Genomic DNA, 26,576 nt, shown 5'->3' on the forward strand with positions numbered 1-26,576 from the left:
TGGCTTGTCGCGCAGAGCCTCCCGCCCCTGAAGGGTTACCCGTACTGCACTTCCATCCGCTTGATGCCGTTCAGCCACGGAGAGCGAAGGCGGCGTGGGTCGCCGCTCAAACGGATCCCCGGCATCGCGTCGGCGATCGCGTTGAAGATGAGGTCGATCTCGAGCCGCGCGAGGTTCGCGCCGAGGCAGAAGTGCGGGCCGCCGCCCCCGAAGCCGAGGTGGGGGTTGGGGTCGCGGAGGATGTCGAAGCGGTCGGGGCGGTCGAAGACCTCCTCGTCGTTGTTGGCGGAGGCATAGAAGATGCCGACCCGCTGCCCGGACCTGATCTCCGCGCCGCCCAGCTCCACGTCGCGTGTGGCCGTGCGCTGGAAGGAGATGACCGGTGTGGCCCACCGCACGATCTCGTCCGCCGCGGTCTGCGGCCGGCGCTCCTTGTACAGCTCCCACTGCTCCGGATGCGTCAGCATCGCGTGCATGCCGTGGGAGGTGGCGTTGCGGGTGGTCTCGTTGCCGGCCACGGCCAGCACCAGGACGAAGAAGCCGAACTCGTCGCTGCTGAGGTTGCCCTGGCCGGAGGCGTTGACCAGCTTGGTGACGATGTCCTCGGCCGGGCAGGCCTTACGTTCCTCGGCCATGCCCATCGCGTACGTCATCAGCTCGATCGCCGACTGCATCCCCGTCTCCTGACTGATCGCCAGTTCGGGGTCGTCGTAGCCGACCATGGTGTTGGTCCAGTGGAAGATCTTGCTGCGGTCGCTCTGCGGGATGCCGATCAGTTCCGCGATGGCCTGCAGCGGCAGCTCGCAGGCGACGTCGGTGACGAAGTCGCCGCTGCCCTCCTTGACCGCGGCGTGGACGATCCGCTCGGCGCGGTCGCGCAGGGTGTCCTGGAGCGCGTTGATGGCGCGCGGCGTGAAGCCGCGCTGGACGATGGAGCGGAGTCTGGTGTGCTCCGGCGGGTCCATGTTCAGCATGATCAGCTTCTGGCCGTCGATGCCGGACGGGTCGATCGAGGGGTGGAACCGGATGATCGCGGTGTTGGTGTGCGAGGAGAAGGTCTCGGGGTGGGTGGAGACCTCGCGGACGTCCGCGTGCCGGGTCACCGCCCAGTAGCCGCCGTCGTCGAAGCCTGTCGTGCCGTCGGCCTGCGGAATCCAGCAGACCGGCGCGGTGCGGCGCATCGTGGCGAACTCGGGGAGCGGCACGGCCTGTTGGTTGAGTTCCGGATCGGTCGGGTCGAATCCGTCGGGCAGGGCCGGACAGGACATCAAGGGCCTCCTGAGGGGCTCCTGGGGCTCAGACGACTGGGATGGGACGCTGAGTGGCTCTGACGGAGTGTCAGATTTCCACTTGACGGTAGTAACACGTTCTAGTGGATGCAAGGGCCTTGCGCGCGGGGTCTGCGGACGCATACAAAGGTCCGCAGAACTAGAACGAGTATCAGTTCTGGGCCACTCGGGAGGGACCAGTCATGGCCGCTGAGCCCGTCATCGTCGAGGCAGTGCGCACCCCCATCGGCAGGCGGGGCGGCGCGCTGGCCAATCTGCATCCCGCCTACCTGCTGGGTGAGACCTTCCGTGAGCTGCTGGCTCGCACGGGCGTCCAACCGGACGTCGTGGAGCAGATCGTCAGCGGCACGGTGACCCACGCCGGTGAGCAGTCCATGAACCCGGCGCGCAACGCGTGGCTGGCGATGGGCCTGCCGTACGAGGTCCCGGCCACCACCGTGGACTGCCAGTGCGGTTCCTCGCAGCAGGCGAACCACATGGTCCACAACCTGGTCGCGGCGGGCGCGATCGACGTGGGCGTGGCCTGCGGGGTCGAGTCCATGTCCCGGGTGCCACTGGGCTCGGGCTCGGCGGGCGGCAACGGGCGGCCGTTCCCCGAGGAGTGGAACGTCGACCTGCCCAACCAGTTCGAGGCGGCCGAACGCATCGCCCGCAACCGCGGGTTGACCCGCGCGGACGTCGACCACCTGGGGCTGGTCTCCCAGCAGCGGGCGCAGCAGGCGTGGGCGGAGGAGCGGTTCAAGCGCGAGACGTACGCCGTGCAGGTGCCGACCACGGAGGCCGAGCAGCAGGCGGGTCAGGGCATGTGGCGGCTCTTCGACCGCGATGAGGGCCTGCGCGACACCTCCGCGGAGGCGCTGGCCGGCCTGAAGCCGGTGATGCCGACGGCGATCCACACCGCGGGCAACTCCTCGCAGATCTCCGACGGCGCGGCTGCGGTCATGTGGGCCTCCCGGCGCGCCGCGCGCGCCCTCGGCCTCACCCCGCGCGCCCGGATCGTCGCCCAGGCCCTGGTCGGCTCCGACCCGCACTACCACCTCGATGGCCCGATCGACGCGACCCGCGCGGTGCTGGGCAAGGCGGGGATGTCCTTGAAGGACATCGACATCGTGGAGATCAACGAGGCCTTCGCCTCCGTGGTGCTCTCCTGGGCCCAGGTGATGAAGGCCGACATGGCCAAGGTCAACGTCAACGGCGGCGCCATCGCCCTCGGCCACCCGGTCGGCTCCACCGGAGCCCGGCTGATCACCACCGCGCTGCACGAACTCGAACGCAGCGGCAAGGAGTTCGCCCTCATCACCATGTGCGCCGGCGGCGCCCTGGCGACGGGCACGATCATCCAGCGCATCTGACCCGCCCGGCGCGGCCGGTGGGCCGGGAAGAGGAGGAGGGCGCGGCCTCTCGGTCGCGCCCTTGCTTCGGCCAGAAAATCAAGCAAGCACGCTTGATTGTTTCTGTTCCGGCTGCCAGGCTGGGCGCGTCGCGTCGGGTGGGCTTGCCGGAAGGGGCAGAGGTGTCCGAATCGATCCTGCGGGTCGGGAACGCGTCCGGGTTCTACGGGGACCGGTTCGACGCCGTGCGGGAGATGCTCACCGGCGGCCCGTTGGACGTGCTGACCGGGGACTATCTCGCCGAGCTCACCATGCTGATCCTCGGGCGGGACCGGCTGGCCGACCCCGGTGCCGGATACGCCAAGACCTTCCTGCGGCAGATGGAGGAGAGCCTCGGGCTGGCCCTCGACCGCGGGGTCCGGGTCGTCGTCAACGCCGGCGGTCTGAACCCCGCCGGGCTGGCCGAGAAGCTGCGGGAGCTCGCCGCCACGCTCGGGCTCGGGCACGCGCGGATCGCGCACGTCGAGGGTGACGACATGCTCGCCGCCCTCCAGGCGGGACGCCCCGGCGTGCTGGCCGCCAACGCCTACCTCGGCGGGTGGGGCATCACCGCCTGCCTGGACGCCGGGGCGGACATCGTCGTCACCGGCCGCGTCACCGACGCCGCGCTCGTCAGTGGCGCCGCCGCCGCGCACTTCGGGTGGGCACGGGACGACTGGGACCGGCTGGCCGGTGCCGTCGCCGTCGGACACGTGCTGGAGTGCGGGACGCAGGCGACCGGCGGCAACTACTCCTTCTTCCGGGAGATCCCGGGCGGCCTCGGACGCCCCGGCTTCCCGCTCGCGGAGATCCACGCCGACGGCAGCGCCGTCGTCACCAAGCACGACGGCACCGGCGGCGCGGTGACCGTGGAGACCGTCACCGCCCAACTCCTCTACGAGACCGGCCCCGCCCGCTATGCGGGCCCCGACGTCACCACCCGCCTCGACACCGTCCGGCTGGAGCCCGACGGCCCGGACCGGGTCCGGATCAGCGGGGTGCGCGGCGAGGCGCCGCCGCCGACACTCAAGGTGGGCGTGAACCGCCTCGGCGGCTGGCTCGGCGAGACCGTCTTCGTCCTCACCGGCCTGGACATCGAGGCCAAGGCCGAGTTGACGCGTCGTCAGCTCGCCGCCGAGCTCGGCAAGCAACAACCCGCCGAGCTGCACTGGACCCTGGCCCGCACGGACCATGCGGACGCCGCCGGTGAGGAGGAGGCCAGCGCGCTGCTGCGCCTTGTCGTCCGCGACCAGGACCCCAAGTTGGTCCGGCGCGCCACCGCGACCGTCCCGGTCGAGCTGGCGCTCGCCGGATACCCCGGCTTCCATGTGGCCGGGCTGCCGCAGAAGCCGAGCCCCTACGGCGTCTTCGAGGCGTTGACCGCCGATCCCGCCGAGGTCCGGCACACGGCGCTGCTGCCGGACGGCCGGCGCGCGGAGATCCCGCCGGCGCCCGTGAGCCGCGCGCTCGAAGCCCTGCCGGAGCCCGAACTGCCCGAGCCCCCCGACGCGTCGGCCCGGACCCGTCACGCGCCGCTGGGAGCCGTGGCCGGCGCCCGCAGCGGCGACAAGGGCGGCAGCGCCAACATCGGCGTCTGGGCGCGGGACGACGCCGGCTGGCGCTGGCTCGCGCACACCCTCACGGTCGCGCGCCTGCGGGAACTCCTGCCGGAGACTGCCGAGTTGACCGTCACCCGGACCGTCCTGCCGAACCTGCGCGCGCTCAACTTCACCGTCGAGGGGATTTTGGGTGACGGCGTCGCCGCCCGGGCCCGCTTCGACCCGCAGGCCAAGGCGCTCGGGGAGTGGCTGCGCTCCCGCCATCTCGACATCCCGGAGGCCCTGTTGAACTCGAACCCGAAGGAGGGGCGGTGACCGTCCTGACCACCGACGTCGACCCGCGCGGCGTCGAGTTCGGCGAGCGCCGCGAGGCGATGCTCGCCAAGCTCGCCGAGCTGGACGCCGAGCACGCCAAGGCGGTGGGCGGTGGCGGCCCCAAGTACGTGGACCGCCACCGCGCCCGCGGCAAGCTCCTCGCCCGCGAGCGGATCGAGCTGCTGATCGACCCGGACACCCCGTTCCTGGAGCTCTCCACGCTCGCCGCCTACGGGAGCGAGTACCCGGTCGGCGCGGGCATGGTGACCGGTATCGGGCGGATCTCCGGCACCGAGTGCCTGATCACCGCGAACGACCCGACCGTGCGCGGCGGCGCCAGCAACCCGTGGACGCTGAAGAAGGCGCTGCGCTGCCACCAGATCGCGCTGGAGAACCGGCTGCCGCTGGTCAGCCTGGTCGAGTCGGGCGGCGCCGACCTGCCCAGCCAGAAGGAGATCTTCATCCCGGGTGGCGCGATCTTCCGCGACCTGACCCGGCTCTCCGCTGCCGGCATCCCCACCGTCGCCGTCGTCTTCGGCAACTCCACCGCCGGTGGCGCCTACGTGCCCGGCATGTCCGACCACGTCGTGATGATCGACGAGCGGTCCAAGGTCTTCCTCGGCGGCCCGCCGCTGGTGAAGATGGCGACCGGCGAGGAGAGCGACGACGAGTCGCTGGGCGGCGCGCGGATGCACGCCCGGGTCTCGGGCCTCGCCGACCACTTCGCCGCCGACGAGGTGGACGCGATCCACCGCGCCCGCCGGATCGTCGCCCGGCTGGAGTGGCGCAAGCAGGGCCCCGGCCCCGCCGCCGGGCTCGTCGAGCCGCCGAAGTACGACGAGGAGGAGCTGCTCGGCATCGTCCCCGGCGACCTGCGGCAACCGTTCGACCCGCGCGAGGTGATCGCCCGCATCGTCGACGGCTCGGAGTTCGACGAGGTCAAGCCGCTCTACGGGCCGAGCCTGGTGACGGGTTGGGCCCGGATCCACGGCTACCCCGTCGGCATCCTCGCCAACGCGCAGGGCGTGCTGTTCAGCCAGGAGGCCCAGAAGGCAGCCCAGTTCATCCAGTGGGCCAACCAGCGCGACATCCCGCTGCTCTTCCTGCACAACACCACCGGCTACATGGTCGGCAAGGAGTACGAGCAGGGCGGCATCATCAAGCACGGCGCGATGATGATCAACGCGGTCTCCAACTCCAAGGTCCCGCACCTCTCCCTGCTCGTCGGCGCCTCCTACGGCGCGGGGCACTACGGTATGTGCGGGCGCGCCTACGACCCCCGCTTCCTCTTCGCCTGGCCCAGCGCCAAGTCGGCCGTGATGGGCCCGCAGCAGCTCGCGGGCGTGCTCTCCATCGTCGCCCGCGCCTCCGCGCAGGCGCGCGGCCAGGCCTACGACGAGGAGGCCGACGCCGGTCTGCGCGCGATGGTGGAGCAGCAGATCGAGGCGGAGTCGCTGCCGATGTTCCTCTCCGGCCGCCTCTACGACGACGGCGTGATCGACCCGCGCGACACCCGCACCGTGCTGGGGCTCTCCCTCTCCGCGATCCACTCCGCGCCCATCGAGGGCGCGCGTGGTTACGGCATCTTCCGGATGTGACGACGATGACCCACGACTACACCCAGGGAACCGCCGTGATCGGATCCGTGCTGGTCGCCAACCGCGGCGAGATCGCGCGGCGGATCTTCCGCACCTGCCGCGAGCTCGGCGTCGCCACCGTCGCCGTGTTCTCCGACGCCGACGCGGACGCGCCGTTCGTCCACGAGGCCGACGCCGCCGTCCGGCTGCCCGGCGCCGCGCCCGCCGACACCTATCTCCGTGCCGACCTCGTCATCGCCGCCGCCCGCGCGGCCGGCGCCGACGCCGTCCACCCCGGCTATGGATTCCTCTCCGAGAACGCCGAGTTCGCCCAGGCCGTCCTCGACGCGGGCCTGGCCTGGATCGGCCCGCCGCCGTCCGCCATCGCGGCGATGGGCGTGAAGACCCGCGCCAAGGAGCTGATGGCCGCCGCCGGCGTCCCCGTCCTCTCCGTCGCGGGCGAGCCGACCCACGAGGACCTGCCGCTGCTGGTCAAGGCGGCCGCCGGTGGCGGCGGTCGCGGGATGCGCGTGGTGCGAGAACTCGTGCAGCTCGACACTGAGTTGGCGACGGCCCGACAGGAGGCGCTGGCCGCGTTCGGCAGCGACGAGGTCTTCGTCGAGCCCTATGTCGAGACCGGCCGCCACGTCGAGGTGCAGCTGCTCGCCGACGTGCACGGCACCGTCTGGGCCGTGGGGGAGCGCGACTGCTCGATCCAGCGGCGGCACCAGAAGGTCGTCGAGGAGGCCCCCGCGCCACTGCTGCCCGACGAGACGCGTACGCGCCTGCACGAGGCGGCTCGGGCCGCCGCCCGCGCGATCGGCTATGTCGGCGCCGGGACGGCGGAGTTCCTGCTGGCTCCCGACGGGCGGTTCTTCTTCCTGGAGATGAACACCCGTCTCCAGGTCGAGCACCCCGTCACCGAGTGCGTCACCGGGCTCGACCTCGTCGCGCTGCAACTCCTCGTCGCCGAGGGCGGAGCGCTGCCGAGCGACGAGCCGCCCGCGCCGCAGGGACACGCGATCGAGGTCCGCCTGTACGCCGAGGACCCGGCCCGCGACTGGCAGCCGCAGACCGGCACCGTCACGCTGCTCGACATCCCCGGCGTCTCCGCCGAGTTCGCCGCGCCGCGCGCGGGGGAGCGGGCCGGGCTGCGCCTGGACGCGGGCGTCGGCAGCGGCAGCGAGGTCGGCGTCCACTACGACTCCATGCTCGCCAAGGTGATCGCCTGGGCGCCGACCCGCGCCGAGGCCGCCCGCCGCCTCGCGGGCGCGCTCGCCAAGGCGCGCGTGCACGGCCTGACCACCAACCGCGACCTGCTCGTGCGCGTGCTGCGCCACCCGGAGTTCCTGGCCGGGCAGGTCGACACCGCGTTCCTGACGCGTCACCCGGGCGAGGGCGCGGCCGACAAGGACGCCGTCGCGCTCGCCGCGCTGGCCGCCGCGCTCGGCGACGCCGCCGCCAACCGGACTCCGATCGCCGGTGGTTGGCGCAATGTGCCGGCGCACCCGCAGGTCAAGCGCTACGCCCACGAGGGCGTCGAGCACGAGGTCCGCTACCGCCTCACCCGCGACGGCCTGCACGCCGAGGCGTACCCGGACGTCGCGCTGGTCAGCGCCGCACCCGAGCGCGTCGTGCTCGCCGTGGACGGCGTGCGACGGACCTTCGGCCTCGCCCGCTACGGAGCCGCCCTCGTCCACGTGGACTCGCCGCTGGGCGCCGTCGCGCTCACCGCGCTGCCGCGCTTCCCCGAGCCGGAGCGGGAGACGGCCGCCGGATCGCTGCTCGCGCCCATGCCCGGCACGGTCGTTCGCGTCGAGGCCGCCGTGGGCGACGTGGTGACGGCCGGTCAGCCGCTGCTCTGGCTGGAGGCCATGAAGATGCAGCACCGCATCACCGCGCCGACCGACGGCGTGGTCACCGAACTCCGCGCGACCGTCGGCCAGCAGGTCGACACGGGCGCGCTCCTCGCCGTCATCGGCGAATCCGTGAACTCCGTGGACCGTGAAGAGCAGGAGGGGACCTCGCAGCCATGACCGCGACGTACGAGAGCACCTTCGTCGAATCCGAGGAACGCCGCGATCTGCGCGCCGCCGTAAGGGCGCTGGGCAGCCGCTACGGCCTCGACTACCTGATCGCCTGCGGCAAGGAGCACCGCCCCGCCGACGAACTGTGGCGCGAGGCGGGCAAGCTGGGCTTCCTCGGCGTCAACCTGCCCGAGCAGTACGGGGGCGGCGGCGCCGGCATCCAGGAGCTGTCCATCGTCCTGGAGGAGCTCGGCACGGCCGGCTGCCCGCTGCTGATGCTGGTGGTCACCCCGGCGATCTGCGGCAGCATCCTGGCCCGCTTCGGCACCGACGCGCAGAAGCAGGAGTGGCTGCCCGGCTTCGCCGACGGCACCCGCCGGATGGCCTTCGGCATCACCGAGCCCGACGCCGGTTCCAACTCCCACCGGATCACCACCACCGCCCGCCGCGACGGCTCCGACTGGGTGCTGAGCGGCCAGAAGGTCTTCATCTCCGGCGTGGACGCCGCCGACGCGACCCTCGTCGTCGGCCGCACCGAGGACGCGAAGACGGGCAAGCTCAAGCCCGCCCTGTTCATCGTGCCGAGGGAGACCCCCGGCTTCCAGTACCAGCCGATCGAGATGGAGCTGCATCTGCCCGAGCGGCAGTTCCAGCTGTTCCTGGACGACGTCCGGCTGCCCGCCGACGCGTTGGTCGGCGACGAGGACGCGGGCCTGCTCCAGCTCTTCGCGGGCCTCAACCCCGAGCGCATCATGGCCGCCTCCTACTCGGCGGGCATGGCCCGCCTCGCGCTGGACCGCGCCGTGGACTACGCCAAGGAGCGCACGGTCTGGAAGGAGCCGATCGGCGCGCACCAGGGCATCGCGCATCCGCTGGCCCAGGTCCGCATCGAGCTGGAGCTGGCCCGGCTGATGACCCAGAAGGCCGCCTTCCTCTACGACGCGGGCGACGACTTCGGCGCGGGCGAGGCCGCGAACATGGCCAAGTACGCGGCGGCGGAGGCCGCGGTGCGGGCCGTGGACCAGGCGGTGCAGACGCTCGGCGGCAACGGCCTGGCGTCCGAGTACGGTCTGGCCTCGCTGATCGCGGGCGTCCGGGTCGGCCGGATCGCGCCGGTCAGCCGCGAGATGATCCTGAACTTCGTCGCCCAGCACACGCTGGGGCTGCCCAAGTCCTACTGAGCGAACGCGGCCGCAGGCCCGCGCGGGGGCGACGTAGAGTTCCTCACGGAAAGGAAACACCCGTGTCGACAGCAACCTCCGCCTCCGCGCGCGCCCCCAAGCAGGACCGCAGCCGAGCCACCCGCCAACGGCTGCTGGAGGCGGCCGTGGACTGCCTGGCCGAGGTCGGCTGGTCGGGCAGCACCGTCGCCGTCGTCGCGGAGCGGGCCGGCGTCTCCCGGGGCGCGGCCCAGCACCACTTCCCGACCCGCGAGGACCTCTTCACCGCGGCCGTCGAGCACGTCTCCGTCCAGCGCCGCGCGGAGCTGGACGCTCGGGCCGCGGCTCTTCCGGCTTCCGGCCGGGGCCGCCACGAGGCCGTCGTCCGCATGCTCGTCGGCCTCTACACCAGCCCGCTGTTCCGCGCCGCCCTGCAGCTCTGGGTGGCCGTCAGCACGGACGACCAGCTGCGCCCGCGCGTCCTCGAACTCGAGTCCCGCATCGGCCGAGAGACCCACCGCACCGCCGTCACCCTCCTCGGCGCGGACGAGTCCCGCCCCGGCGTCCGCGAAACCGTCCAGGCCACCCTCGACATGGCCCGCGGCCTCGGCCTCGCCGACGTCCTCAGCGACGACAGCGAACGCCGCGAACGCATCGTCCGCCAGTGGGCCCGCATCCTGGACGCGCAGCTGTAGCGGACTCGTTCGAGTGAACCGTCAGGGGCGCGAGGCGCGCCGGGAGCGGGTCCAGGTGATGAAGAGGCCGCCGCCGACGCCCGCGACGAGGAGGGCGACAAAGCCGCCGATCTTGGTGGCGGTGCCGGCCTTCTTGGGCGTCGGCGCCGGGGAGGAGCTGCTGTTCGCGCCCGGCGTCACGGGCGTTCCGTTCGCCTGCACGGCGGATACCGCCGGGGCCGCCGGGGCGGCGACGGCGGGGGCCGTCGCGCCGAAGAGAGCGGAGACGGCCAGCACGACGGCGGCCGCGTGCGTGGCGGGTCGGCGGAGCGCGGAGAGCATGGCGGAGGCGGCCTTTCGATCAGCGGTGCGCACAGCCTAACCCGGCTGTTCGGCCGCGCCCTCCGCGGTCAACTGCCCGGCGGCCCAGCGGGCCCACTCGTCCTGCATGGCGCTGTAGCGCAGGCCCCACTCCAGGGCGATCCGGCCGTGGACGGCCAGTGGGCCCTGCTCGCCGGTGAGGGACTCCTCCACGCCGCGCAGCCGCTCGTGCATCTCCGCGGCGGCCGCCGCGCGACCCAGCAGGAACTCCCGGGCCTGTTCCGGCGGCACCAGGCCGAGGAAGAAGACCCGCAGCAGCATGTCGTTGCGCCGGTTCGTCGTCGGCGGCTCCTCCAGGAGCCAGTGCTCGAACTCCTTGCGTCCGGCCTCGGTGACCGCGTAGGCCTTGCGACCGCGGCCGCCCTCCGCGACCACCTGCACCAGCTCGGCGTCGGTCAGCTTGCCCAGCTCGGTGTAGAGCTGGCTCTGCGTGGCCGGCCACACGTGTTCCAGCGACTCGTTGAAGATGCCCAGCAGGTCGTAGCCGCTCGCCTCCCCACGGAGTGCGAGCAGGCCCAGTGCGGCGTGTCTCAGGCTCATGCCGTCATCCTACGCCGACATTCCACTGTTGACAGGTCGTCGCTGACATTCTAGTTTTGACATGTCAGCTCAGACATGTTGATGAAGGAGTGGCTATGACCGGCTCGGTACGTGGTTTCATCCCCTGGATCGCCTTCGCCGTACTCAGCGGCACCGCCGGTTGGGAGACCGGCGCGATCACCGCCGTCCTGCTCAGCCTGGCGCTGCTGCTACGCGGTCGCCGCGCCGGCCAGGGCCTGGACGAGAACGTCATCGAGCTGAGCGCCGCGGTGTTCTTCGTGGTGATCGCGGCCCTCGCCGCGGTGGCGCCGCACTCGCCGCTGCGCGACGGCGTCGGCGCGCTCTCCTCGGCCTGGCTGGCCGTGACCGCCTGGGGCTCGCTCGCGATCTCCCGCCCGTTCACGATGGGCATCGCCCGCCGCTCCGTGCCGGAGCAGTTCTGGGGCACCCCGCAGTTCCGGCGGGCCAACAACGTGATCACCGCCGTCTGGGCCTCCAGCTTCACCGTCACCGCGCTGGCCACCGGCGCCGTCGACATCGCCGACCCGCACGCGAGCCTGGCCACCACGCTGATCCAGATCGCCGGCTTCGTCGTCCCGGCCGTCTTCACCGTCCGCTACCAGGAGTCCCGCCGTCGGGCCGCCGCGCAGGCAGCCCAGTCCGGCCCGGCCGCGCAGGTCGGCGTCTTCACCCAGGGGAGCTGACCCATGACCGCACCGCTGTACCTCACCGGCCACCTCGCGCCCGTCACGCACGAGACCGAGGGCCGCGACCTCCCCGTCGAGGGCGCCCTGCCGCCCGAGCTCAACGGCCGCTACTTCCGCAACGGACCCAATCCGCGCCCCGGTGAGGACCCGGGCCACTGGTTCACCGGCGACGGCATGCTGCACGGCGTCCGGCTGCAGGGCGGACGCGCGCTCTGGTACCGCAACCGCTGGGTGCGCACGGCCGCGCTGGCGGGGGCGGCGTTCCTCGGCCCCGAGGGGCCGGACCTGCGGGCCGTCACCGCCAACACCAACGTCGTCCGGCACGCGGGGCGCATCCTCGCCCTGGTGGAGAACGGTCTGCCGTACCAGGTCGACGACCGACTGGAGACGCTCGGCGCCTACGACTTCGGGGGCCGGCTGACCACGGCGATGACCGCCCACCCGAAGGAGGACCCGGTCACCGGGGAGCTGCACTTCTTCGGCTACAGCGCCCTTCCGCCGTTCCTGACCTACCATCGCGCCGCCGCCGACGGCACGTTGGTGGAGAGCCGGGAGATCCCGGTCGGCGGGCCGACGATGATGCACGACTTCGCCATCACCGAGCACCACGTGGTCTGGCTCGACCTGCCGGTCGTCTTCGACCCCGCCCGGCTGGGCCGGGGCATGCCCTACCGCTGGGACGACGGGTACGCGGCCCGGATCGGTGTCATGGCGCAGCACGGCGCGTCCCCGGTCCGCTGGTTCGAGGTCGAGCCCGGCTACGTCTTCCACGTCGGAAACGCCCGCGAGGACGCGGCCGGCCGCATCCTGCTGGACGCCGTGCGGTACGGCCGGGACGGCTTCCTGTACTCCTGGGAGCGGATCGGCGGGGCGGGCGCGGCTCCGTCCGGAGCGGCTGACCAACCCCGGCTGCACCAGTGGACGTTGGACCCGCGCACTGGCCGCGTGGTCGAACAGCCCCTGGACGACCGGTCGGTGGAGTTCCCCACCATCAACGAGACGCTCGTCGGCCGCTCCAGCCGCTACCGCTACGCCGTCGCCGGGGACGGGCTCGTCAAGTACGACCTGCGTACCGGCGCGAGCAGCGGCTACGACGCAGGGCCCGGACAGGCCCCCGGGGAGGCCGTCTTCGTCCCCGCCGCGGGCGCCCGGGCGGAGGACGACGGCTGGCTGCTGACCATCGTGTCCGACCGCGAGGGCCGCGGTTCCGCGTTCACCGTCCTCGACGCCTCCGACCTGACCCTCGTGGCCACGGTGCCGCTGCCGCAACGGGTTCCGGCCGGCTTCCACGGCAACTGGCTGCCGGACGACCGGTCCTGACCGGCCCTATCGGGCGTGGTACCGGACTGGATCGTCGTCCGTGACCGCCTCGGCCATGCCCGTCTTCACCAGCCGGCGCAGGTGCGCGGCCGCCTCCGAGACCGCCAGGTGCCGGGCCAGGAAGCCGAGTTCGGACCACGGTCGGTTCCAGTGCATGCCCTGGGCGGCCTCCCACAGGGTCATCGGCTGCCCGCGCAACTGGCTGTGCAGGTCCGCGAGCCGGGCCGCGTGGTGGTCCAGCAGCTCCTGCACCCGTCTCGGCGCGTCCGTGAACCGGTACTGGTGGGCGGGCAGGATCTCCTCCGGTGCGAGCGCGGCGATCCGCTCCAGCGAGTCGAGGAAGTCGCCGAGGGGGTCGGTCGGTTCGTCCTGCGGGTTCTCCGGATACAACGAGACCACCGGGCTGATCGTCGGCAGCAGGTGGTCGCCGCTGAGCAGACGGGTGCGCGGCTTCTCGTCCAGGAACAGGCAGACGTGGCCCGGCGTGTGGCCGGGCGTCCACATCACGCGTACCGCGCGGCCGGGGACGCCGGCGCTCTCGCCGTGCACGAGCTCGCGGTCCGGCACGACCGCGCCGAGCGTCGCGGGACCGGACTCGGAATCGTCGCCCCAGGCCCGCATCGCGGCCAGATGTTCCTCCGGCAGGCCGGCCGCGCGCATCGAGCGTGTCATCCGGTCGATCCACTGCTCCGCCGGGATCTCCCGGACCGCCCGCACCACCGCCGCCTCGGCGGCGTGCATGCCGACCCACGCGCCGGAGTTCGCCTGGACGTGCGCGGACAGGCCGTGGTGGTCCGGGTGGTGATGGGTGATCAGAACACCGTGTACGTCCTCCAGGGCGAAACCCGCCTCGGCCACGCCCGCGCGCAGCAGTTCGCGCCCCGTCGGGTCGTCCCAGCCGGTGTCCACCAGGACCGGTCCCCGGTCGCTCTCCAGCAGGTACACCAGGGTGTAGCGCAGGGGGTTGTCCGGGATCGGCACGGGGATGCTCCACACGCCGCCGCCCAGCCGCTGCACCGGCGGGAGCACGCGCTCGCGCCAGGCGCGCCGGTCGGGATGCTCGTGCTGCTGCTCCGTTTGAGACTGCGGTGCGGGAACGGACACGGGCGGCCTCCTCGGCGCGGAACTGCAACGCGTTCTGTGCACTGTGCACCTATCGCGGCAGCGTACTGCATGACCATTGCCGCCTATAACTAGAACTGGTATCAGTTCTCATTGAGTGGGACGGCAGACGCGGAGACGCGGAGACACGGTTCGGGAGGAGAGACCGATGGTCGACGGCGTGACCGAGTACGGCGAGCTCTACATCGGCGGATCGCTGGTGGCGCCCGCCGGCGCCGAGGTGATCGAGGTGATCTCCCCGCACACCGAGGAGGTCATCGGACGCGTCCCGCACGCGTCCCGCGAGGACGTGGACCGAGCCGTCGCCGCCGCGCGTCAGGCCTTCGACGAGGGCCCCTGGCCGCGGATGAGCCTGGAGGAGCGGATCGAGATCTGCGCCCGGATCAAGGACGGCATCGCCGCGCGCGCCGACGAGATCGCCCGCGTGATCAGCTCCGAGAACGGCTCCCCGTACTCGTGGAGCATCCTGGCCCAGGCCTTCGGGCCGGTGATGATCTGGGACTCCGCGATCGCCATCGCCAGGAACTTCCGTTACGAGGAGTACCGCAGCGGTGTGCTCAGCCCACTGCTGGTGCGCCGCGAGCCCGTTGGCGTGGTCGCGGCCGTGGTCCCGTGGAACGTCCCGCAGTTCGTGGCGGCGGCCAAGCTCGCGCCCGCGCTGCTGGCCGGCTGCACGGTCGTGCTCAAGCCCTCGCCGGAGACGCCGCTCGACTCCTACATCCTCGCCGAGATCGCTACGGAGGCCGGGCTGCCCGAGGGCGTGCTCAGCATCCTCCCGGCCGACCGCGAGGTCAGCGAGTACCTGGTCGGCCACCCCGGCGTCGACAAGATCTCCTTCACCGGCTCGGTCCCGGCGGGCAAGCGCATCATGGAGGTCGCCGCCCGCAACCTCACCCGCGTCACCCTGGAGCTGGGCGGCAAGTCGGCCGCGATCCTGCTCCCCGACGCCGACCTGGACGCGGCCGTCGCCAACCTCATGGGCTCCTCGTACATGAACAACGGTCAGGCCTGCGTCGCTCTGACCCGGGTCCTCGCCCCGCGCTCCCGCTACGACGAGATCGCCGACAAGATGGCCGCCGCCGTCAGCGGCCTCGTCGTCGGCGACCCGCTGGACGGCGCCACCCAGGTCGGCCCGCTGGTCGCCAGGCGCCAGCAGCAGCGCAACCTCGACTACATCCGCATCGGCCAGGAGGAGGGCGCGAAGATCCTCACCGGCGGCGGCGTCCCCGCGGCGCAGCCACGCGGCTGGTACGTGGAGCCGACGCTGCTGGGGTCCGTCGACAACCGCATGCGCGTGGCCCGCGAGGAGATCTTCGGCCCCGTGGTCTGCCTGCTCCCGTACGAGGACGAGGCGGACGCCATCCGCATCGCCAACGACTCGGACTACGGCCTCTCCGGCAGCGTCTGGGCCGGCGATGCGGCCCACGGTGTGGAGGTCGCCCGTCAGGTACGCACGGGGACCTTCTCGGTCAACAGCTTCAGCCTCGACTTCAACGGCCCCTTCGGCGGCTTCAAGAACTCCGGCCTGGGCCGCGAGTTCGGCCCCGAGGGCCTGTCGGGCTTCCTGGAGGACAAGACCATCAACCTCCCCCAGGGCTACCCCGTCCCGGAGGGTGAGTGAGATGGGGGACCGCTGGCGAGTGGAGGTCGACCGCGGCGTCTGCATCAGCGCAGGGTTCTGCGCGAGCAGCGCGCCCGACGCGTTCAAGCTGGACGCCGCCCGGCAGTCCCACCCGGTCGAGGAGGAGATCGACGCGTCCGAGGTCGTCCTCGCCGCTGCGGAGACATGCCCGGTGGAGGCGATCCTGATCCAGATGGCGGAAACGGGGGATCCTGTTTTCCCGGACTAGGGACGTCGCAACCTGCCAGGGGCGCGGGGAACTGCCCGAGAAGCCACCGGCGTGCGGATGGCCCTGCGCGTTGAGGACCATCCGCACGACGGTGGCTTGTCGCGCAGTTCCTCGCGCCCCTAGAGGGTCAGGAGCTTGCAGGCCGTTTCCAGGTCGATCCGGACCTGGGCGATCGACGCGCGGCCGGAGAGCCAGGTGACCAGCGCCGAGTGCCACGTGTGCTCGATGACCCGCACCGCGGCCAGCTGCTCGCGGGTGGGGGGTTCGGTCAGTCCCATCGCGTCCAGGATCAGCTGGCCGGTGATCCGGCTGACCTGGTCCACCTCCGCGCTCACCGAGCGGTCGGCGAAGGTGAGGGCGCGGACCATCGCCTCCGCGAGCTGGGGCTCGCGCTGCAACCCCCGGAAGGTGCGCATCAGGGTGTCGGCGACGCGTGCGCCGGGGTCCTCGCCCTCGACGGGGTGCTTGCGGGTCTGCTCCTGGAAGATCTGCAGCTGGTCCTGCATCGTCGCGACCAGCAGATGCACCTTGGAGGGGAAGTACCGGTAGAGCGTCCCTAGGGCCACGCCCGCCAGCTCCGCGACCTCGCGCATCTGGACCGCCTCGAAGCCGCCGCGCGACGCCAGTTGCGCGGCGGTGTGCAGGATGCGGCGCCGACGCGCCTCCTGCCGCTCGGTGAGCGGCGGCGCCGCCGGGCGCGGGCTGGTCGTCATCGGAAGCTCCTACGTGCCTACCACTGGACCCCACGCATGATGGCGTACTGCGCGGGCGTGGCGCGAATCACCCGCCCCGCCCGATTTCGTAAAGCTACGGACCGGTAATCTTCAAGCTCTCTCGCTGCCGCCACGCTGGAACGTGTTCTAGATTACCCTGGCCGGGACCGCATCGGGAGACCAGTAAGAGACCCAGGAGAGGGGTCGAGTTGACCGTGAGCCACGACGCGCCTCTGCGTATCGCGCTGCTCTCGTACAAGGGCAACCCGTTCTGCGGCGGGCAGGGCGTCTACGTCAGACACCTGTCGCGGGAACTGGCCCGGCTCGGGCACGACGTGCGCGTGCTCGGCGCTCAGCCCTACCCCGTCCTCGACCACCACGCCGTCGACCCCGACGGACCCGGCAGGCTGGCCTTCACCGAGATCGCCAGCCTCGACCTCTACCGCGACCCGGACCCGTTCCGCACGCCCGCCCTGGCGGAGTACCGCGGGCCGGTCGACGTGCTGGAGACGGCGATCATGCGCACCGGCGGCTTCCCCGAGCCGCTGACCTTCAGCCTGCGCGCCCGGCGGCACCTCTCCCTGCACCGCGGCCGCTACGACGTCGTGCACGACAACCAGACCCTCGGCTACGGCCTGCTGGGCCTGGACCGGATCGGCTTCCCGCTGGTCACCACGATCCACCACCCCATCACCGTCGACCGGCAGCTGGACCTCGACGCCGCCGAGGGAACGCTCAAGAAGCTCTCCGTGCGCCGCTGGTACGGCTTCACGCGGATGCAGCGCCGCGTGGCGGCCCGGCTGGACTCGGTGCTGACCGTCTCCGAGAGCTCCGCCCGCGAGATCGTCGACCACCTCGACGTCACGCCGGGCCGCGTCCACGTGGTGCCGATCGGCGCGGACGTGGACCTGTGGTCGCCGGACCCGTCCGTCGCCGAGGTGCCGGGCCGGATCGTCACCACCGCCAGCGCCAACGTGCCGCTCAAGGGCCTGGTGTACCTGGTCGAGGCGCTGGCCAAGGTCCGCACCGAGCGCGACGCGCACCTGGTCGTGGTCGGCAGGCGGCCCGAGGACGGGCCGGTCGCGGACGCGATCAAGCGGCTCGGCCTGGAGGACGCCGTCGAGTTCCGCGGCGGCATCGACGACGCCGCCTTCGTCGACCTGGTGCGCAGCGCGCAGGTGGCGTGCGTGCCCTCCCTCTACGAGGGCTTCTCGCTGCCGGCCGCCGAGGCGATGGCCACCGGCACCCCGCTGGTCGCCACGACCGGCGGCGCGATCCCGGAGGTCGCCGGCCCGGACGGGGAGACCTGCCTCGCCGTGCCGCCGGGCGACCCGGGCGCGCTGGCGGCGGCGCTCGGCCGGCTGCTGGACGAACCCGACCTGCGCGCCCGCATCGGCGCGGCGGGACGGGCCCGGGTGCTGGAACGCTTCACCTGGCGGCGCGCGGCCGAACTGACCGTCGAGCGCTACCGCGAGGCGATCGCGACCGGCGTCGGGCAACACGCCCGCGCGGGACGCGGCTGGCGCTACGTCTGACGCCCTCACTCCTCTCACCTCTCCCTGAGCCTGTCACCGTAAGGAGCACCGGCCGTGCTGACCGTCGACTTCTCCCGCTTTCCGATCGCCCCGGGCGACCGGGTGCTCGACCTCGGCTGCGGCGGCGGACGCCACGCCTTCGAGGTGTACCGGCGCGGCGGCCGTGTGGTCGCCCTGGACCAGAACGCGGACGAGATCCGCGAGGTGCGCAAGTGGTTCGCCGCGATGGAGCTGGAGGGTGAGGCCCCGGCCGGCGCCTCCGCGGTCGCCGTCGAGGGCGACGCGCTCAACCTGCCGTTCCCGGACGGCAGTTTCGACAAGATCATCATCTCCGAGGTGATGGAGCACATCCCGGACGACAAGGGTGTGCTCGCGGAGATGGTCCGCGTCCTCAAGCCGGGCGGCTCGATCGCGATCACCGTGCCGCGCTGGCTGCCCGAGCAGATCTGCTGGGCGCTGTCCGACGCCTACCACGAGGTCGAGGGCGGCCACATCCGCATCTACCGCGGCGACGAGCTGCTGGAGAAGATGCGCGGGGCCGGCCTGACCCCGCACGGCACCCACCACGCCCACGCGCTGCACTCGCCGTACTGGTGGATCAAGTGCGCCGTCGGCGTCGACAACGACAAGGCGCTGCCGGTCCGCGCCTACCACCAGCTGCTGGTCTGGGACATCGTCGGCACCCCCGTCATCGGCAAGCTCACCCGCCTGACCGAGAAGGCGCTCAACCCCGTCATCGGCAAGAGCTTCGTCGCCTACGCGACCAAGCCCCGCACGGGTCAGGACGAAGAGTGAGGACGCTGATCCTGGACGGCGTGCTGACGGCCGACCAGGCCGCCGCGACCGTCCGCAGCATCCTCGCCGACCAGCGAACCGACGGTGCGATCCCGTGGTTCACCGGCGGCCACCTCGACCCCTGGGACCACGTCGAGGCCGCCATGGCTCTCGACGTGGCGGGCGAGCACGCCGCGGCCGGGGCCGCCTACCGCTGGCTGATCGACAGTCAGAACCCGGACGGCTCCTGGTATGCGGCCTACCGGGACGGCGTCGCCAGCGAGCGCAACCGCGAGTCCAACTTCTGCGCCTACGTGGCGGTCGGGGTCTGGCACCACTACCTGTCCACCGGTGACGACGCTTTCCTGGAGGGGATCTGGCCCACCGTCAGCCGTGCCGTGGCCTTCGTGCTGGGGCTCGGCCGCGCGGACGGCACGGTCTCCTGGCGTCGCGAGGAGGACGGCTCCGCCCCCGACGAGGCGCTGCTCACCGGCTGCTCCAGCATCCACCACGCGCTGCGCTGCGCCCTCGCGATCGCCGAGCACCTGGAGGAGCCCCAGCCCGACTGGGAGCTCGCCGCCGGGCGCCTCGGCCACGCGGTGGCCCACCACCCGGAGCGCTTCCTGGACAAGGACCGCTACTCGATGGACTGGTACTACCCGGTACTCGGCACCGCCCTGCGCGGCGCCGCCGCCAAGGAGCGGATCGAACGCGACTGGGACCGCTTCGTCGTCCCAGGTCTCGGTGTCCGCTGCGTCTCCGACCGCCCCTGGGTCACCGGCGGCGAGAGCGCGGAGCTGGCCCTGGCGCTCTGGGCGATCGGCGAGTCCACCCGCGCGGTGGAGATCCTCCAGTCCATCCAGCACCTGCGTCACACCGACGGCGGCTACTGGACCGGCTTCGTCTTCGAGGACGACGCGATCTGGCCCGAGGAGCGCACCACCTGGACCGCCGGCGCCGTCCTCCTCGCCGTCGCCGCCCTCGGCGGCGACGAGGCCACCGTCTCGGTCTTCGGCGGCGACGCCCTCCCGTCCGGCCTGACCGAGGAGTGCTGCGCCGCCGTGCACTGAACGCCGGCCCCTCACGGGCGGTCGTCGTCACGTCCGTCGACCGCCCGCACACTCGGCACCAGCAGCACCGCCGCCGCGCTCGCCGCGGCCACGGCCGCTCCGCACGCCAGGACCGGTCGTGCGCCCAGCGCTGCGGCGGCCGGTCCGGCGAGCGCCAGCGCCGCCGGACCGAGCGAGAACGCGCCGAAGGTCTGGAAGGTCCGCACTCGCGCCAACACGCCCACCGGCGTGAGGCGTTGGGTCGTGGTGTCGGTCAGCGCCGCCGACACCGTGGACCCGACTCCGGCCAGCGTGGCGCCAGCCGCGAGCAGCGGCGTCGGCGCGCCCAGCGCGAACAGGGCGCACGGCGCCCCGTAGCCGACGGTCGCGAGCGTCGCCACGACGAGCGGCCGGGTGGGACGCCGTCCGAGCGCGGCCAGTCCGCCGAGCAGCGCGCCCACCCCGTAGGCGCTCATGATCAGACCCCACGCCCGTGCCCCGCCCGGTTGTTGGTGGGCCAGCGTCGGCCCGAGGACCAGGAACGGGCCCCACACCAGGAAGTTGATGCAGACGAACTGGACGGTGGAGGCCACCAGCCAGGGACGGGAGGCGAACGCGGACCAGCCCTCGGCCAACGAGCCGAGCAGCGAGGCCTGTTGTCCGGGCTTCGGCTCGGCGTGCAGCAGGGCGAGCGCGAGCACGCTGCCCAGGTAGGTGGCGGCGTCGACCGCCAGGACCAGCCCGGGGCCACCGACCGCGATCAGCGCCCCGGCCGCAGCGGGCCCGACGACCCTGGCCGCGGACTGGGCGAATCCGAGCAGCACGTTGGCATCGCCCCGACGTTCGCCCGGCACGACATGCACCACCAGGGAGCCGAGCCCCGGATTGAACAGCGACTCGCCCAACCCCCGGACGGCGGCCGCCCCGAGGAACACCCACAGCGCCGCGTGGCCGGTCAGGACCGACCACGCCAGGGCGGCCTGGGCGATGCAGCGCAGGGCGTCACCGAGCAGCATGATCCGCCGTGGACCGAACCGGTCCGCCAGGACGCCGCCGAGGAGCAGCAAGGCCAGCTGTGTCACCGGCACTGCCGCGAGCACGAGCCCGAGCGCGCCGGGCCGCCCCCACCGTCGAGGACGGCGAAGGCCACGGCGACCCCCGCCATCGACGACCCGAGCAGCGAGGTCGCGTAGCCGCAGCAGAAGAGCCCGAAGTCGCGCGTCCGAAGCACCGTCAGCGCCCGGACGGCGGCGGGCCGCGGCCGGGCCGGGGCCTCAGGCATCGCGGTTCTCACCCACGGCGCGGTCGCGCCTCGCCGCCGGGCGGTGCGCGGTCCGGCCGGAGGGTGGGGCGTCCGAGAACGCCGCGCGGGTCAGCCCGCGCAGCGTCGCCAACTCGGCGGAGGGATCGACCGCGACCGGTCCGAGGTCGCGCACCGTCTCCTGCACGGCGTGCGCCAAGGTCGTGCCGCCGTGCGCCCGGACGAGCCGATCGGCCGCGTCGAGGTGATCCGCGACCTGGTCCAGCAGCGCCGCCAGGCCTTCGGGCCGCGGCGCGGCGGAGGAGGAGACGGTCGCGCGGAAAGCGAAGACCAGCTCCCTGGCGCGCCGCACTTGCTCGTGGGCGAGCCCCGCCGCACCGGGCGTGAGCAGACCCAGCACCGAGGCCAGGCGGTCGGCCTGGGCACAGAGGGCGTCAGCGCTCGGCCGGGTGAGCCGCGCCCGGTCGACGACGTCCGCGAATCCGGCGGCGAAGTCGAAGGAGGCGTCGGCGCGTTGGACGAAGCCCGCTCGGGCCGCGCGGAAGAGCTTGTCCACGGCGTCGTCGCCGTGCCGGTCAGTGCTCACGGTCGTCTCCTTCGGAGATCAGGGCCCGCAGTGCGCGGCGCGCGCGGGAGAGGTTCTGCCGGACCGCCGGCTGTTCCAGCCCCAGTTCCGCGGCGATCTCCGCCGTGCCGAGGCCCTCCAGGTGGAGGCAGAGGACCGCGCGCGGACGCGGTGGCAGTGTGTCGAGCAACGCGAGCACGTAGCCCTCGCGGGACCGGGCCTCGACGGTGTCGGCGACACCCGGCGTCGCCGTCGGCCGGTCCGGCAGGTCGCCGGGGCCATGGTCTCGACCGCCACGCGGCCGCCACCCGCCGCGCTCCGGGCCCGGGCGAGGCAGCGCGCCGCGACGGTGCGCAGCCACCCGTACCAGGCGGCGGGGTCGTCGATCGAACCGGCGCGCAGCGCCGCCACGAAGGCCTCCTGGACCGCGTCGTGCGCTTCCGCCTCGGTCGCGCCGCGCGCCCGGAGGTGCCACACCAGCGGCGACCGGTACCGGCGGTACAGCCCGGCGACGACGTCCGCCGCGCCCGCTGTGTCGACCTCCTCCACGCCCCCCGCTCCTCGCCTCGTCCGAACGTCCTGACCATAGGTGTCGCCGAGGAGCGAATCCGTGACATCCACGCCCGACGTCGCTGCTAGCGTCCGGGGCATGGCTATGGAGTGGCTTTCACACGAGCAGTACCTCGACCACGCCGCCGCGCACGCGCGTCAGGCCGCGGAGCTCGCGCAGGGGGCGGACTTGGGCGCGGCCGTGCCGAGTTGTCCCGACTGGGCGCTGCGGGACCTGCTGTTCCACACGGGCATGGTGTACCGCTGGATCGGCGAGACCGTCGGGCGCAAGGCGGCGGAGCGGGTGCCCTTCCGGGAGGTGCCGGACCGGGAGATGCCGGAGGGCGGCGAGGCCGCCTGGCTGCTGGCCGGGGCGGAGCGGACGGTGGCGCTGCTGCGCGAGGCCGGACCGGACGTCGCGGTGTGGGGCTGGGCCCACGGCGGCGGCACGCGCTGGTGGGGCCGCCGGATCGCGCACGAGTCGCTCGTGCACCGGATCGACGCCGAACTGACCGTCGGCGTGCGGCCGGAGGCGGACGCCGCGCTCGCCGCCGACAACATCGACGAGCTGCTGACCAACGCCTCCGACTTCGACGCCCGCGCCTTCACGAGCCGTGGCGAGCTCGCCGGGGCGGGTGACAGCCTGCACCTGCACTGCACGGACGTGCCCGGCGAGTGGCAACTGCGGCGCACCGCTGAGGCGTTCACCCTGGAGTACGGTCACGCCAAGGCCGACGCCGCCGTGCGCGGCAGCGCACGGGACGTGATGCTCTGGCTCAACGGCCGGTTGCCGCAGGGCGAGCCGGGCCCGGAGCAGTTCGGCGAGGAGCGGGTGCCGCAGCTGTGGCGGGCCGGGCTCTCGCTGACCTGATCCGGCGTCGAGGAGCGGCGGGGCTCAGAGCAGCTGGGCTCAGAGCACCAGTTCCGCCAGCGTCCGCAGCGTCTGCGGGTCGCGTGAGGTGACCAGCAGGTCGGTGACGGGCGTCGCTCGCCAGGCGGCCAGCCGCTCCGCGATGCGTTCACGCGGGCCGACCAGGCTGATCTCGTCCGCGAACGCGGCCGGGACCGCCGCGACGGCCTCCTCGCGACGCCCGGCCAGGAACAGCTCCTGGATGCGGCGGGCCTCGGCCTCGTAGCCCATCCTGGCCATCAGGTCGGCGTGGAAGTTGCGCGTCTGCGTGCCCATGCCGCCGATGTAGAAGCCGAGCATGGCCCGGATCGGGGCGAGGCCCTCGTCCACGTCCGCGCAGACGCGGGCGTGGACGAGCGGCGCGACCATGAAACCCTCGCCCGCGCCGGCCAGCGGCTCGGCGTAGACCTCGCGCCAGCGTTCGGGGGAGAAGTAGAGCGGCAGCCAGCCGTCGGCGATCCGGGTGGTCTGCGCGATGTTCTTCGGGCCCTCCGCGCCGAGCAGGATCGGGATGTCCGGGCGCAGCGGGTGCACGATCGGTTTGAGCGGCTTGCCGAGGCCGGTGCCGTCGGGGCCCTGGTAGGGGAGCGGGTGGTAACGCCCGTCCAGGGCCACGGGCTTCTCGCGGCGCAGGGCCTGCCGGATGACGTCCACGTACTCGCGCACGGCGGTCAGCGGCGAGCGTGGGAACGGCCGCCCGTACCAGCCCTCCACCACCTGCGGCCCGGACAGGCCGAGGCCCAGCAGCAGGCGGCCGCCGCTGAGGTGATCGAGCGTCAGGGCGTGCATGGCGGTGGCCGTCGGCGTGCGCGCGGCCATCTGGGCGATGCCGGTGCCCAGCCGGATCCGGCTGGTCTGCGCGGCGATCCAGGTCAGCGGGGTGAACACGTCCGAGCCCCAGGACTCGGCCGTCCACACCGAGTCGAAGCCGAGCCGCTCCACCTCCTGGGCCAGCTCGACGAAACCGGGCGTCGGGGCGGCGCCCCAGTATCCGAGGACCAGACCGAGCCGCATGACGGAACCCCCTCGCTCATCTGACGGTGTGTCAGATTAGCGAGGGGGCCCGAAACGAACAATCCCCCCAGCCTCCGGCCGGGGGGACAGGTTCAGCCGCGCTGGATGCCGGTGGTGTCGATCAGCAGACCGCTCTTGCCCTCCTGGGTCCGCGCCAGCAGTGCCTCGCCGCGCTGGGCGATCGCCAGGTACCAGGTGCCGGGCACCAGTTCGCCCACGGGCGCGCCGGTCGGGTCGTTCTCCGGCGCCAGCGGCCGGGCCGCCGGGACGGCGAACCAGAACGGCGCGAACGCGGGCGCGGCCTCCGCCGGCTCGGCGGCCGGCTGGGCGGACGGCTGGGCGGCCGGGGCCGGACCGGTGCCGAGCCGGACGGTCGAGGCCGCTCCGGGCGGGCCGTCCTTCGGCATCGGCTGCGACAGGCGCGCGGTCGCCGCGTCGGACGAGTCCGAGCCGCCCGCGGCCGCCTGCTCGCCGGGGGTCGGCAGCGGCAGCGTCGCTCCCTGCTTCTCCGGACCGTGGAACGGCTCGCCCGGGTGACCCTGCTGTACCGGCTGCGGGTTGAAGTGGCCCACATGCGGTTGCTGCGGCCCGCCGGCCGCGTCGAAGCCCGCGACACCCGGGTGGCCCTCGCCGCCCTGGGGGGCGTAGGGCGAGGGCGGGGTCTGCGCCTTGGCCTCCGGCAGCAGCGGCGCGGCCAGCACCGGCAGGACCGGACCGGCCACCGCGAGCACCACGTCGGCCGCGCAGAACAGGAACGCCAGGAACGCGCCGAGCTGCGGGCTGGAGGAGACCTCCGGGTGCCCGAAGAGCTCACCGGTCGGGCCGCCGAACAGCGCCCAGAGCGCGGACCACGCCGCGGCCACGGTCAGCACCACGCCCCAGGGGCGCAGGCCGATGCCGAGCGCGGAGGGCTCCTGCGGCAGCAGCCGGCCGAGCAGCACCAGGACCGGGCCGATCACGCCGAGCAGCACGACGCCCGGCAGCAGCGGGAAGAGCGCGGAGTTCCACGCGTTGGTCGAGCAGGCGGAGGCCGTCCCGGTGCACGCGTCCACACCGGCTTGGTAGAACGTGAAGAAGGAGGAGACGAGCAGCAGCAGCGCTGAAGCCGCCAGCGCGGCGTCACCTCGGGTGACGGTTCGCAGATTCACCGCGTGAACCTCTCGTAAGTCGTGGACTGCTGGGAACCGTTGGGCCGGATTCGGATCGGTTGCGACCGTATCAGCCCGATCAGTGCCCCTCGTGGAGGACGAACTGGCTGAGTCCGTTCGCGATGCCCTGGGCCGCCTCCTGGCGCCAGGACGCGGAGGTCAGCTTGTCCGCGTCGCCGGAGTTGCGCATGTTGGCGCACTCGATGAAGACCTTCGGGACCGTGGACAGGTTCAGGCCGCCCAGGTCGTTGCGGATGTCGTAGCCGACACCGCCGTTGATGTAGTTGGCGAACGGCTCGCCCGTCGCCGCGGCGAACGCCGATCGCACGTCCATGCCGAGCGTGTGCGACGGACCGACGATCGCGGTGTTGTCGGCGCCGCCCTCGTCCACCGCCTGAGGCATGATCACATGGAAGCCGGTGTCGGACGCGCCGGCGCCGTCGGCGTGGATCGAGATCGCCGCGTCCGCGTGGGCGCGGTTGCCGATCTGCGCGCGCTCGGTGACACAGGGCCCCCACGGCCGGTTGCCGTCCTGGGTCAGCACCACCGTCGCGCCCTCGGCCTGCAGGATGCTGCGCACCCGTCGTGACACGTCCAGCGTGAACTGCGCCTCCGGGTAGCCGGCGTTCGTCGACGCGCCGGTGGTGTCGCAGGCCTTGCTGCCGTTGCCGACGTCGACCAGGCTGTTGATCTCGCTCGGGTAGTCGACGTTGCCCGGATTGTGCCCCGGGTCCAGCACGATCACCTTGCCCGCGAGCGGCCTGCCGCCCGGGGCGCCGGACGCCGGGGACGAGGAGGACGAGGCGCTGCCGCCGGCGCTCGGCGAGTGGCCGGGCGTGCCCGAGGCGTCCGCGCCCGGCGCGGGCCAGGCGCTCCGCTTCGCGTCCTGGCTCGCGCTGCCGGCGGCGGCGCCGCCCGAGCCCTGCCCGCCCTCCCGCCACACCCCCCGCCACGCCCCCCCAGCACACCACCCCGCCCCCCCTGGCCGGCGCCCCCGCTATCGCGCGCCAGCCGAGCCAGCCCGCGAAGCAGAGCGGCACCAGTGCGGCCAGGACCAGCACGAAGGTGGTGGTCCTGGTGCGCTGGGTGCGCTGCGGCCCGAGGTCGTCAGAAGTCATTTTTCGTCCACGAAGGCAGTCCGTACTGTCCGGCGATCTGGTCCCATTC

The 26,576-nt window shown here is 72.9% G+C and carries 26 protein-coding genes and 1 pseudogene; 14 read left to right on the forward strand and 13 right to left on the reverse strand.

Going from position 1 to position 26,576, the window contains the following annotated elements; genetic code table 11:
- Positions 1 to 35: 35 nt before the first annotated feature.
- Positions 36 to 1,268: a cytochrome P450 gene (locus DN069_RS30745; protein ID WP_111506510.1), complete on the reverse strand. Its 1,233-nt coding sequence runs from the start codon at positions 1,266 to 1,268 to the stop codon at positions 36 to 38.
- A 203-nt stretch (positions 1,269 to 1,471) separates the two neighbouring features.
- On the opposite strand from DN069_RS30745, the gene DN069_RS30750 reads away from it, so the two are divergent.
- The 6 genes from DN069_RS30750 to DN069_RS30775 all read left to right on the forward strand — a co-directional run bounded on the left by DN069_RS30750 (position 1,472) and on the right by DN069_RS30775 (position 9,992).
- Complete coding sequence (locus DN069_RS30750) at positions 1,472 to 2,641, forward strand: steroid 3-ketoacyl-CoA thiolase (RefSeq protein WP_111506511.1); 1,170 nt, start codon at positions 1,472 to 1,474, stop codon at positions 2,639 to 2,641.
- A 161-nt stretch (positions 2,642 to 2,802) separates the two neighbouring features.
- Positions 2,803 to 4,533, forward strand: coding sequence for an acyclic terpene utilization AtuA family protein (locus tag DN069_RS30755; RefSeq protein ID WP_111506512.1), 1,731 nt, complete (start codon positions 2,803 to 2,805; stop codon positions 4,531 to 4,533).
- A complete protein-coding gene (locus tag DN069_RS30760) occupies positions 4,530 to 6,131 on the forward strand; it encodes an acyl-CoA carboxylase subunit beta (protein WP_207892328.1) in 1,602 nt (533 codons plus the stop codon). Before DN069_RS30755 ends, DN069_RS30760 begins: the two co-directional genes overlap by 4 nt.
- Positions 6,132 to 6,136: 5 nt before the next feature.
- The gene (locus DN069_RS30765; RefSeq protein ID WP_207892332.1) at positions 6,137 to 8,146 is read left to right on the forward strand and encodes an ATP-binding protein; all 2,010 of its coding nucleotides are present in this window, start codon (positions 6,137 to 6,139) and stop codon (positions 8,144 to 8,146) included.
- Positions 8,143 to 9,318 (forward strand): acyl-CoA dehydrogenase family protein, encoded by a 1,176-nt coding sequence (locus tag DN069_RS30770; protein WP_111506513.1) that lies wholly within the window; start codon positions 8,143 to 8,145, stop codon positions 9,316 to 9,318. Before DN069_RS30765 ends, DN069_RS30770 begins: the two co-directional genes overlap by 4 nt.
- A gap of 62 nt (positions 9,319 to 9,380) precedes the next feature.
- Complete coding sequence (locus DN069_RS30775; protein WP_111506514.1) at positions 9,381 to 9,992, forward strand: TetR/AcrR family transcriptional regulator; 612 nt, start codon at positions 9,381 to 9,383, stop codon at positions 9,990 to 9,992.
- Between the two features lie 21 nt (positions 9,993 to 10,013).
- Here DN069_RS30775 and DN069_RS30780 read toward each other — a convergent pair whose 3' ends face one another.
- Both DN069_RS30780 and DN069_RS30785 read right to left on the reverse strand, forming a co-directional pair.
- On the reverse strand, positions 10,014 to 10,313 hold the full coding sequence (locus DN069_RS30780; RefSeq protein ID WP_111506515.1) for a hypothetical protein: 300 nt from the start codon (positions 10,311 to 10,313) through the stop codon (positions 10,014 to 10,016).
- 36 nt (positions 10,314 to 10,349) lie between these two features.
- On the reverse strand, positions 10,350 to 10,892 hold the full coding sequence (locus DN069_RS30785; RefSeq protein WP_111506516.1) for a PadR family transcriptional regulator: 543 nt from the start codon (positions 10,890 to 10,892) through the stop codon (positions 10,350 to 10,352).
- Between the two features lie 95 nt (positions 10,893 to 10,987).
- On the opposite strand from DN069_RS30785, the gene DN069_RS30790 reads away from it, so the two are divergent.
- Both DN069_RS30790 and DN069_RS30795 read left to right on the forward strand, forming a co-directional pair.
- Positions 10,988 to 11,596, forward strand: a complete 609-nt coding sequence (locus DN069_RS30790; RefSeq protein ID WP_207892329.1) for a hypothetical protein — start codon at positions 10,988 to 10,990, stop codon at positions 11,594 to 11,596.
- A 3-nt stretch (positions 11,597 to 11,599) separates the two neighbouring features.
- Complete coding sequence (locus tag DN069_RS30795; RefSeq protein ID WP_111506517.1) at positions 11,600 to 12,919, forward strand: carotenoid oxygenase family protein; 1,320 nt, start codon at positions 11,600 to 11,602, stop codon at positions 12,917 to 12,919.
- 6 nt (positions 12,920 to 12,925) lie between these two features.
- On the opposite strand, the gene DN069_RS30800 is transcribed toward DN069_RS30795, so the two are convergent.
- Positions 12,926 to 13,948, reverse strand: a complete 1,023-nt coding sequence (locus tag DN069_RS30800; protein ID WP_243639957.1) for an MBL fold metallo-hydrolase — start codon at positions 13,946 to 13,948, stop codon at positions 12,926 to 12,928.
- 241 nt (positions 13,949 to 14,189) lie between these two features.
- On the opposite strand from DN069_RS30800, the gene DN069_RS30805 reads away from it, so the two are divergent.
- On the forward strand, positions 14,190 to 15,662 hold the full coding sequence (locus DN069_RS30805) for an aldehyde dehydrogenase (RefSeq protein WP_111506518.1): 1,473 nt from the start codon (positions 14,190 to 14,192) through the stop codon (positions 15,660 to 15,662).
- Position 15,663: 1 nt separating this feature from the next.
- On the forward strand, positions 15,664 to 15,891 hold the full coding sequence (locus tag DN069_RS30810; RefSeq protein WP_111506519.1) for a ferredoxin: 228 nt from the start codon (positions 15,664 to 15,666) through the stop codon (positions 15,889 to 15,891).
- Positions 15,892 to 16,010: 119 nt separating this feature from the next.
- On the opposite strand, the gene DN069_RS30815 is transcribed toward DN069_RS30810, so the two are convergent.
- A complete protein-coding gene (locus DN069_RS30815) occupies positions 16,011 to 16,604 on the reverse strand; it encodes a TetR family transcriptional regulator (protein ID WP_042379694.1) in 594 nt (197 codons plus the stop codon).
- A 215-nt stretch (positions 16,605 to 16,819) separates the two neighbouring features.
- Between DN069_RS30815 and DN069_RS30820 the strand changes: the two genes are divergently transcribed.
- Genes DN069_RS30820 through DN069_RS30830 form a run of 3 tightly spaced genes read left to right on the forward strand, consistent with a single transcriptional unit; the run spans position 16,820 to position 19,983 of the window.
- The gene (locus DN069_RS30820) at positions 16,820 to 18,139 is read left to right on the forward strand and encodes a glycosyltransferase family 4 protein (protein WP_243639959.1); all 1,320 of its coding nucleotides are present in this window, start codon (positions 16,820 to 16,822) and stop codon (positions 18,137 to 18,139) included.
- 54 nt (positions 18,140 to 18,193) lie between these two features.
- The gene (locus DN069_RS30825; protein ID WP_111506521.1) at positions 18,194 to 18,934 is read left to right on the forward strand and encodes a class I SAM-dependent methyltransferase; all 741 of its coding nucleotides are present in this window, start codon (positions 18,194 to 18,196) and stop codon (positions 18,932 to 18,934) included.
- Entirely contained in the window at positions 18,931 to 19,983 is a 1,053-nt protein-coding gene (locus DN069_RS30830; RefSeq protein WP_111506522.1) for a prenyltransferase/squalene oxidase repeat-containing protein, read from the forward strand. The genes DN069_RS30825 and DN069_RS30830 overlap by 4 nt, the downstream gene beginning before the upstream one ends.
- A gap of 11 nt (positions 19,984 to 19,994) precedes the next feature.
- Here the strand turns inward: DN069_RS30830 and DN069_RS30835 are convergent, their stop codons facing one another.
- From DN069_RS30835 to DN069_RS42980, 5 genes and pseudogenes are all read right to left on the reverse strand, one after another.
- On the reverse strand, positions 19,995 to 21,044 hold the full coding sequence (locus tag DN069_RS30835) for an MFS transporter (RefSeq protein ID WP_165845713.1): 1,050 nt from the start codon (positions 21,042 to 21,044) through the stop codon (positions 19,995 to 19,997).
- Positions 21,041 to 21,244 carry a hypothetical protein gene (locus DN069_RS40475; protein WP_165845714.1) on the reverse strand — a complete coding sequence of 68 codons (204 nt, stop codon included), beginning with the start codon at positions 21,242 to 21,244 and terminating at the stop codon, positions 21,041 to 21,043. The genes DN069_RS30835 and DN069_RS40475 overlap by 4 nt, the downstream gene beginning before the upstream one ends.
- Positions 21,237 to 21,809: a hypothetical protein gene (locus DN069_RS30840; protein WP_111506524.1), complete on the reverse strand. Its 573-nt coding sequence runs from the start codon at positions 21,807 to 21,809 to the stop codon at positions 21,237 to 21,239. The genes DN069_RS40475 and DN069_RS30840 overlap by 8 nt, the downstream gene beginning before the upstream one ends.
- Complete coding sequence (locus tag DN069_RS41995) at positions 21,799 to 22,149, reverse strand: RNA polymerase sigma factor (RefSeq protein ID WP_243639955.1); 351 nt, start codon at positions 22,147 to 22,149, stop codon at positions 21,799 to 21,801. The genes DN069_RS30840 and DN069_RS41995 overlap by 11 nt, the downstream gene beginning before the upstream one ends.
- 23 nt (positions 22,150 to 22,172) lie before the next feature.
- Positions 22,173 to 22,439: pseudogene (locus DN069_RS42980) on the reverse strand (sigma factor); the annotation flags it as partial.
- On the opposite strand from DN069_RS42980, the gene DN069_RS30850 reads away from it, so the two are divergent.
- Positions 22,438 to 23,208: a maleylpyruvate isomerase family mycothiol-dependent enzyme gene (locus DN069_RS30850; protein WP_111506526.1), complete on the forward strand. Its 771-nt coding sequence runs from the start codon at positions 22,438 to 22,440 to the stop codon at positions 23,206 to 23,208. The pseudogene DN069_RS42980 and the gene DN069_RS30850 sit on opposite strands and share 2 nt — an antisense overlap.
- 39 nt (positions 23,209 to 23,247) lie before the next feature.
- Here DN069_RS30850 and DN069_RS30855 read toward each other — a convergent pair whose 3' ends face one another.
- The 3 genes from DN069_RS30855 to DN069_RS30865 form a co-directional block, all read right to left on the reverse strand.
- Positions 23,248 to 24,261 carry an LLM class F420-dependent oxidoreductase gene (locus DN069_RS30855; protein ID WP_111506527.1) on the reverse strand — a complete coding sequence of 338 codons (1,014 nt, stop codon included), beginning with the start codon at positions 24,259 to 24,261 and terminating at the stop codon, positions 23,248 to 23,250.
- Positions 24,262 to 24,353: 92 nt separating this feature from the next.
- Complete coding sequence (locus DN069_RS30860; RefSeq protein ID WP_111506528.1) at positions 24,354 to 25,409, reverse strand: hypothetical protein; 1,056 nt, start codon at positions 25,407 to 25,409, stop codon at positions 24,354 to 24,356.
- Between the two features lie 79 nt (positions 25,410 to 25,488).
- Complete coding sequence (locus tag DN069_RS30865; protein WP_111506529.1) at positions 25,489 to 26,352, reverse strand: N-acetylmuramoyl-L-alanine amidase; 864 nt, start codon at positions 26,350 to 26,352, stop codon at positions 25,489 to 25,491.
- Between the last annotated feature and the right edge of the window lie 224 nt (positions 26,353 to 26,576).

The sequence above is a fragment of the Streptacidiphilus pinicola genome, from assembly GCF_003258295.1.
GTDB classification, from domain to species: domain Bacteria; phylum Actinomycetota; class Actinomycetes; order Streptomycetales; family Streptomycetaceae; genus Streptacidiphilus; species Streptacidiphilus pinicola.

Bases quoted from the DNA above. Each gene is read 5' to 3' on its own strand.
- DN069_RS30745 (WP_111506510.1), bottom strand. From the start codon at position 1,268: ATGTCCTGTCCGGCCCTGCCCGACGGATTCGACCCGACCGATCCGGAA.
- DN069_RS30750 (WP_111506511.1), top strand. From the start codon at position 1,472: ATGGCCGCTGAGCCCGTCATCGTCGAGGCAGTGCGCACCCCCATCGGC.
- DN069_RS30765 (WP_207892332.1), top strand. From the start codon at position 6,137: ATGACCCACGACTACACCCAGGGAACCGCCGTGATCGGATCCGTGCTG.
- DN069_RS30770 (WP_111506513.1), top strand. From the start codon at position 8,143: ATGACCGCGACGTACGAGAGCACCTTCGTCGAATCCGAGGAACGCCGC.
- DN069_RS30780 (WP_111506515.1), bottom strand. From the start codon at position 10,313: ATGCTCTCCGCGCTCCGCCGACCCGCCACGCACGCGGCCGCCGTCGTG.
- DN069_RS30785 (WP_111506516.1), bottom strand. From the start codon at position 10,892: ATGAGCCTGAGACACGCCGCACTGGGCCTGCTCGCACTCCGTGGGGAG.
- DN069_RS30790 (WP_207892329.1), top strand. From the start codon at position 10,988: ATGACCGGCTCGGTACGTGGTTTCATCCCCTGGATCGCCTTCGCCGTA.
- DN069_RS30795 (WP_111506517.1), top strand. From the start codon at position 11,600: ATGACCGCACCGCTGTACCTCACCGGCCACCTCGCGCCCGTCACGCAC.
- DN069_RS30805 (WP_111506518.1), top strand. From the start codon at position 14,190: ATGGTCGACGGCGTGACCGAGTACGGCGAGCTCTACATCGGCGGATCG.
- DN069_RS30810 (WP_111506519.1), top strand. From the start codon at position 15,664: ATGGGGGACCGCTGGCGAGTGGAGGTCGACCGCGGCGTCTGCATCAGC.
- DN069_RS30815 (WP_042379694.1), bottom strand. From the start codon at position 16,604: ATGACGACCAGCCCGCGCCCGGCGGCGCCGCCGCTCACCGAGCGGCAG.
- DN069_RS40475 (WP_165845714.1), bottom strand. From the start codon at position 21,244: ATGCCTGAGGCCCCGGCCCGGCCGCGGCCCGCCGCCGTCCGGGCGCTG.
- DN069_RS30850 (WP_111506526.1), top strand. From the start codon at position 22,438: ATGGCTATGGAGTGGCTTTCACACGAGCAGTACCTCGACCACGCCGCC.
- DN069_RS30855 (WP_111506527.1), bottom strand. From the start codon at position 24,261: ATGCGGCTCGGTCTGGTCCTCGGATACTGGGGCGCCGCCCCGACGCCC.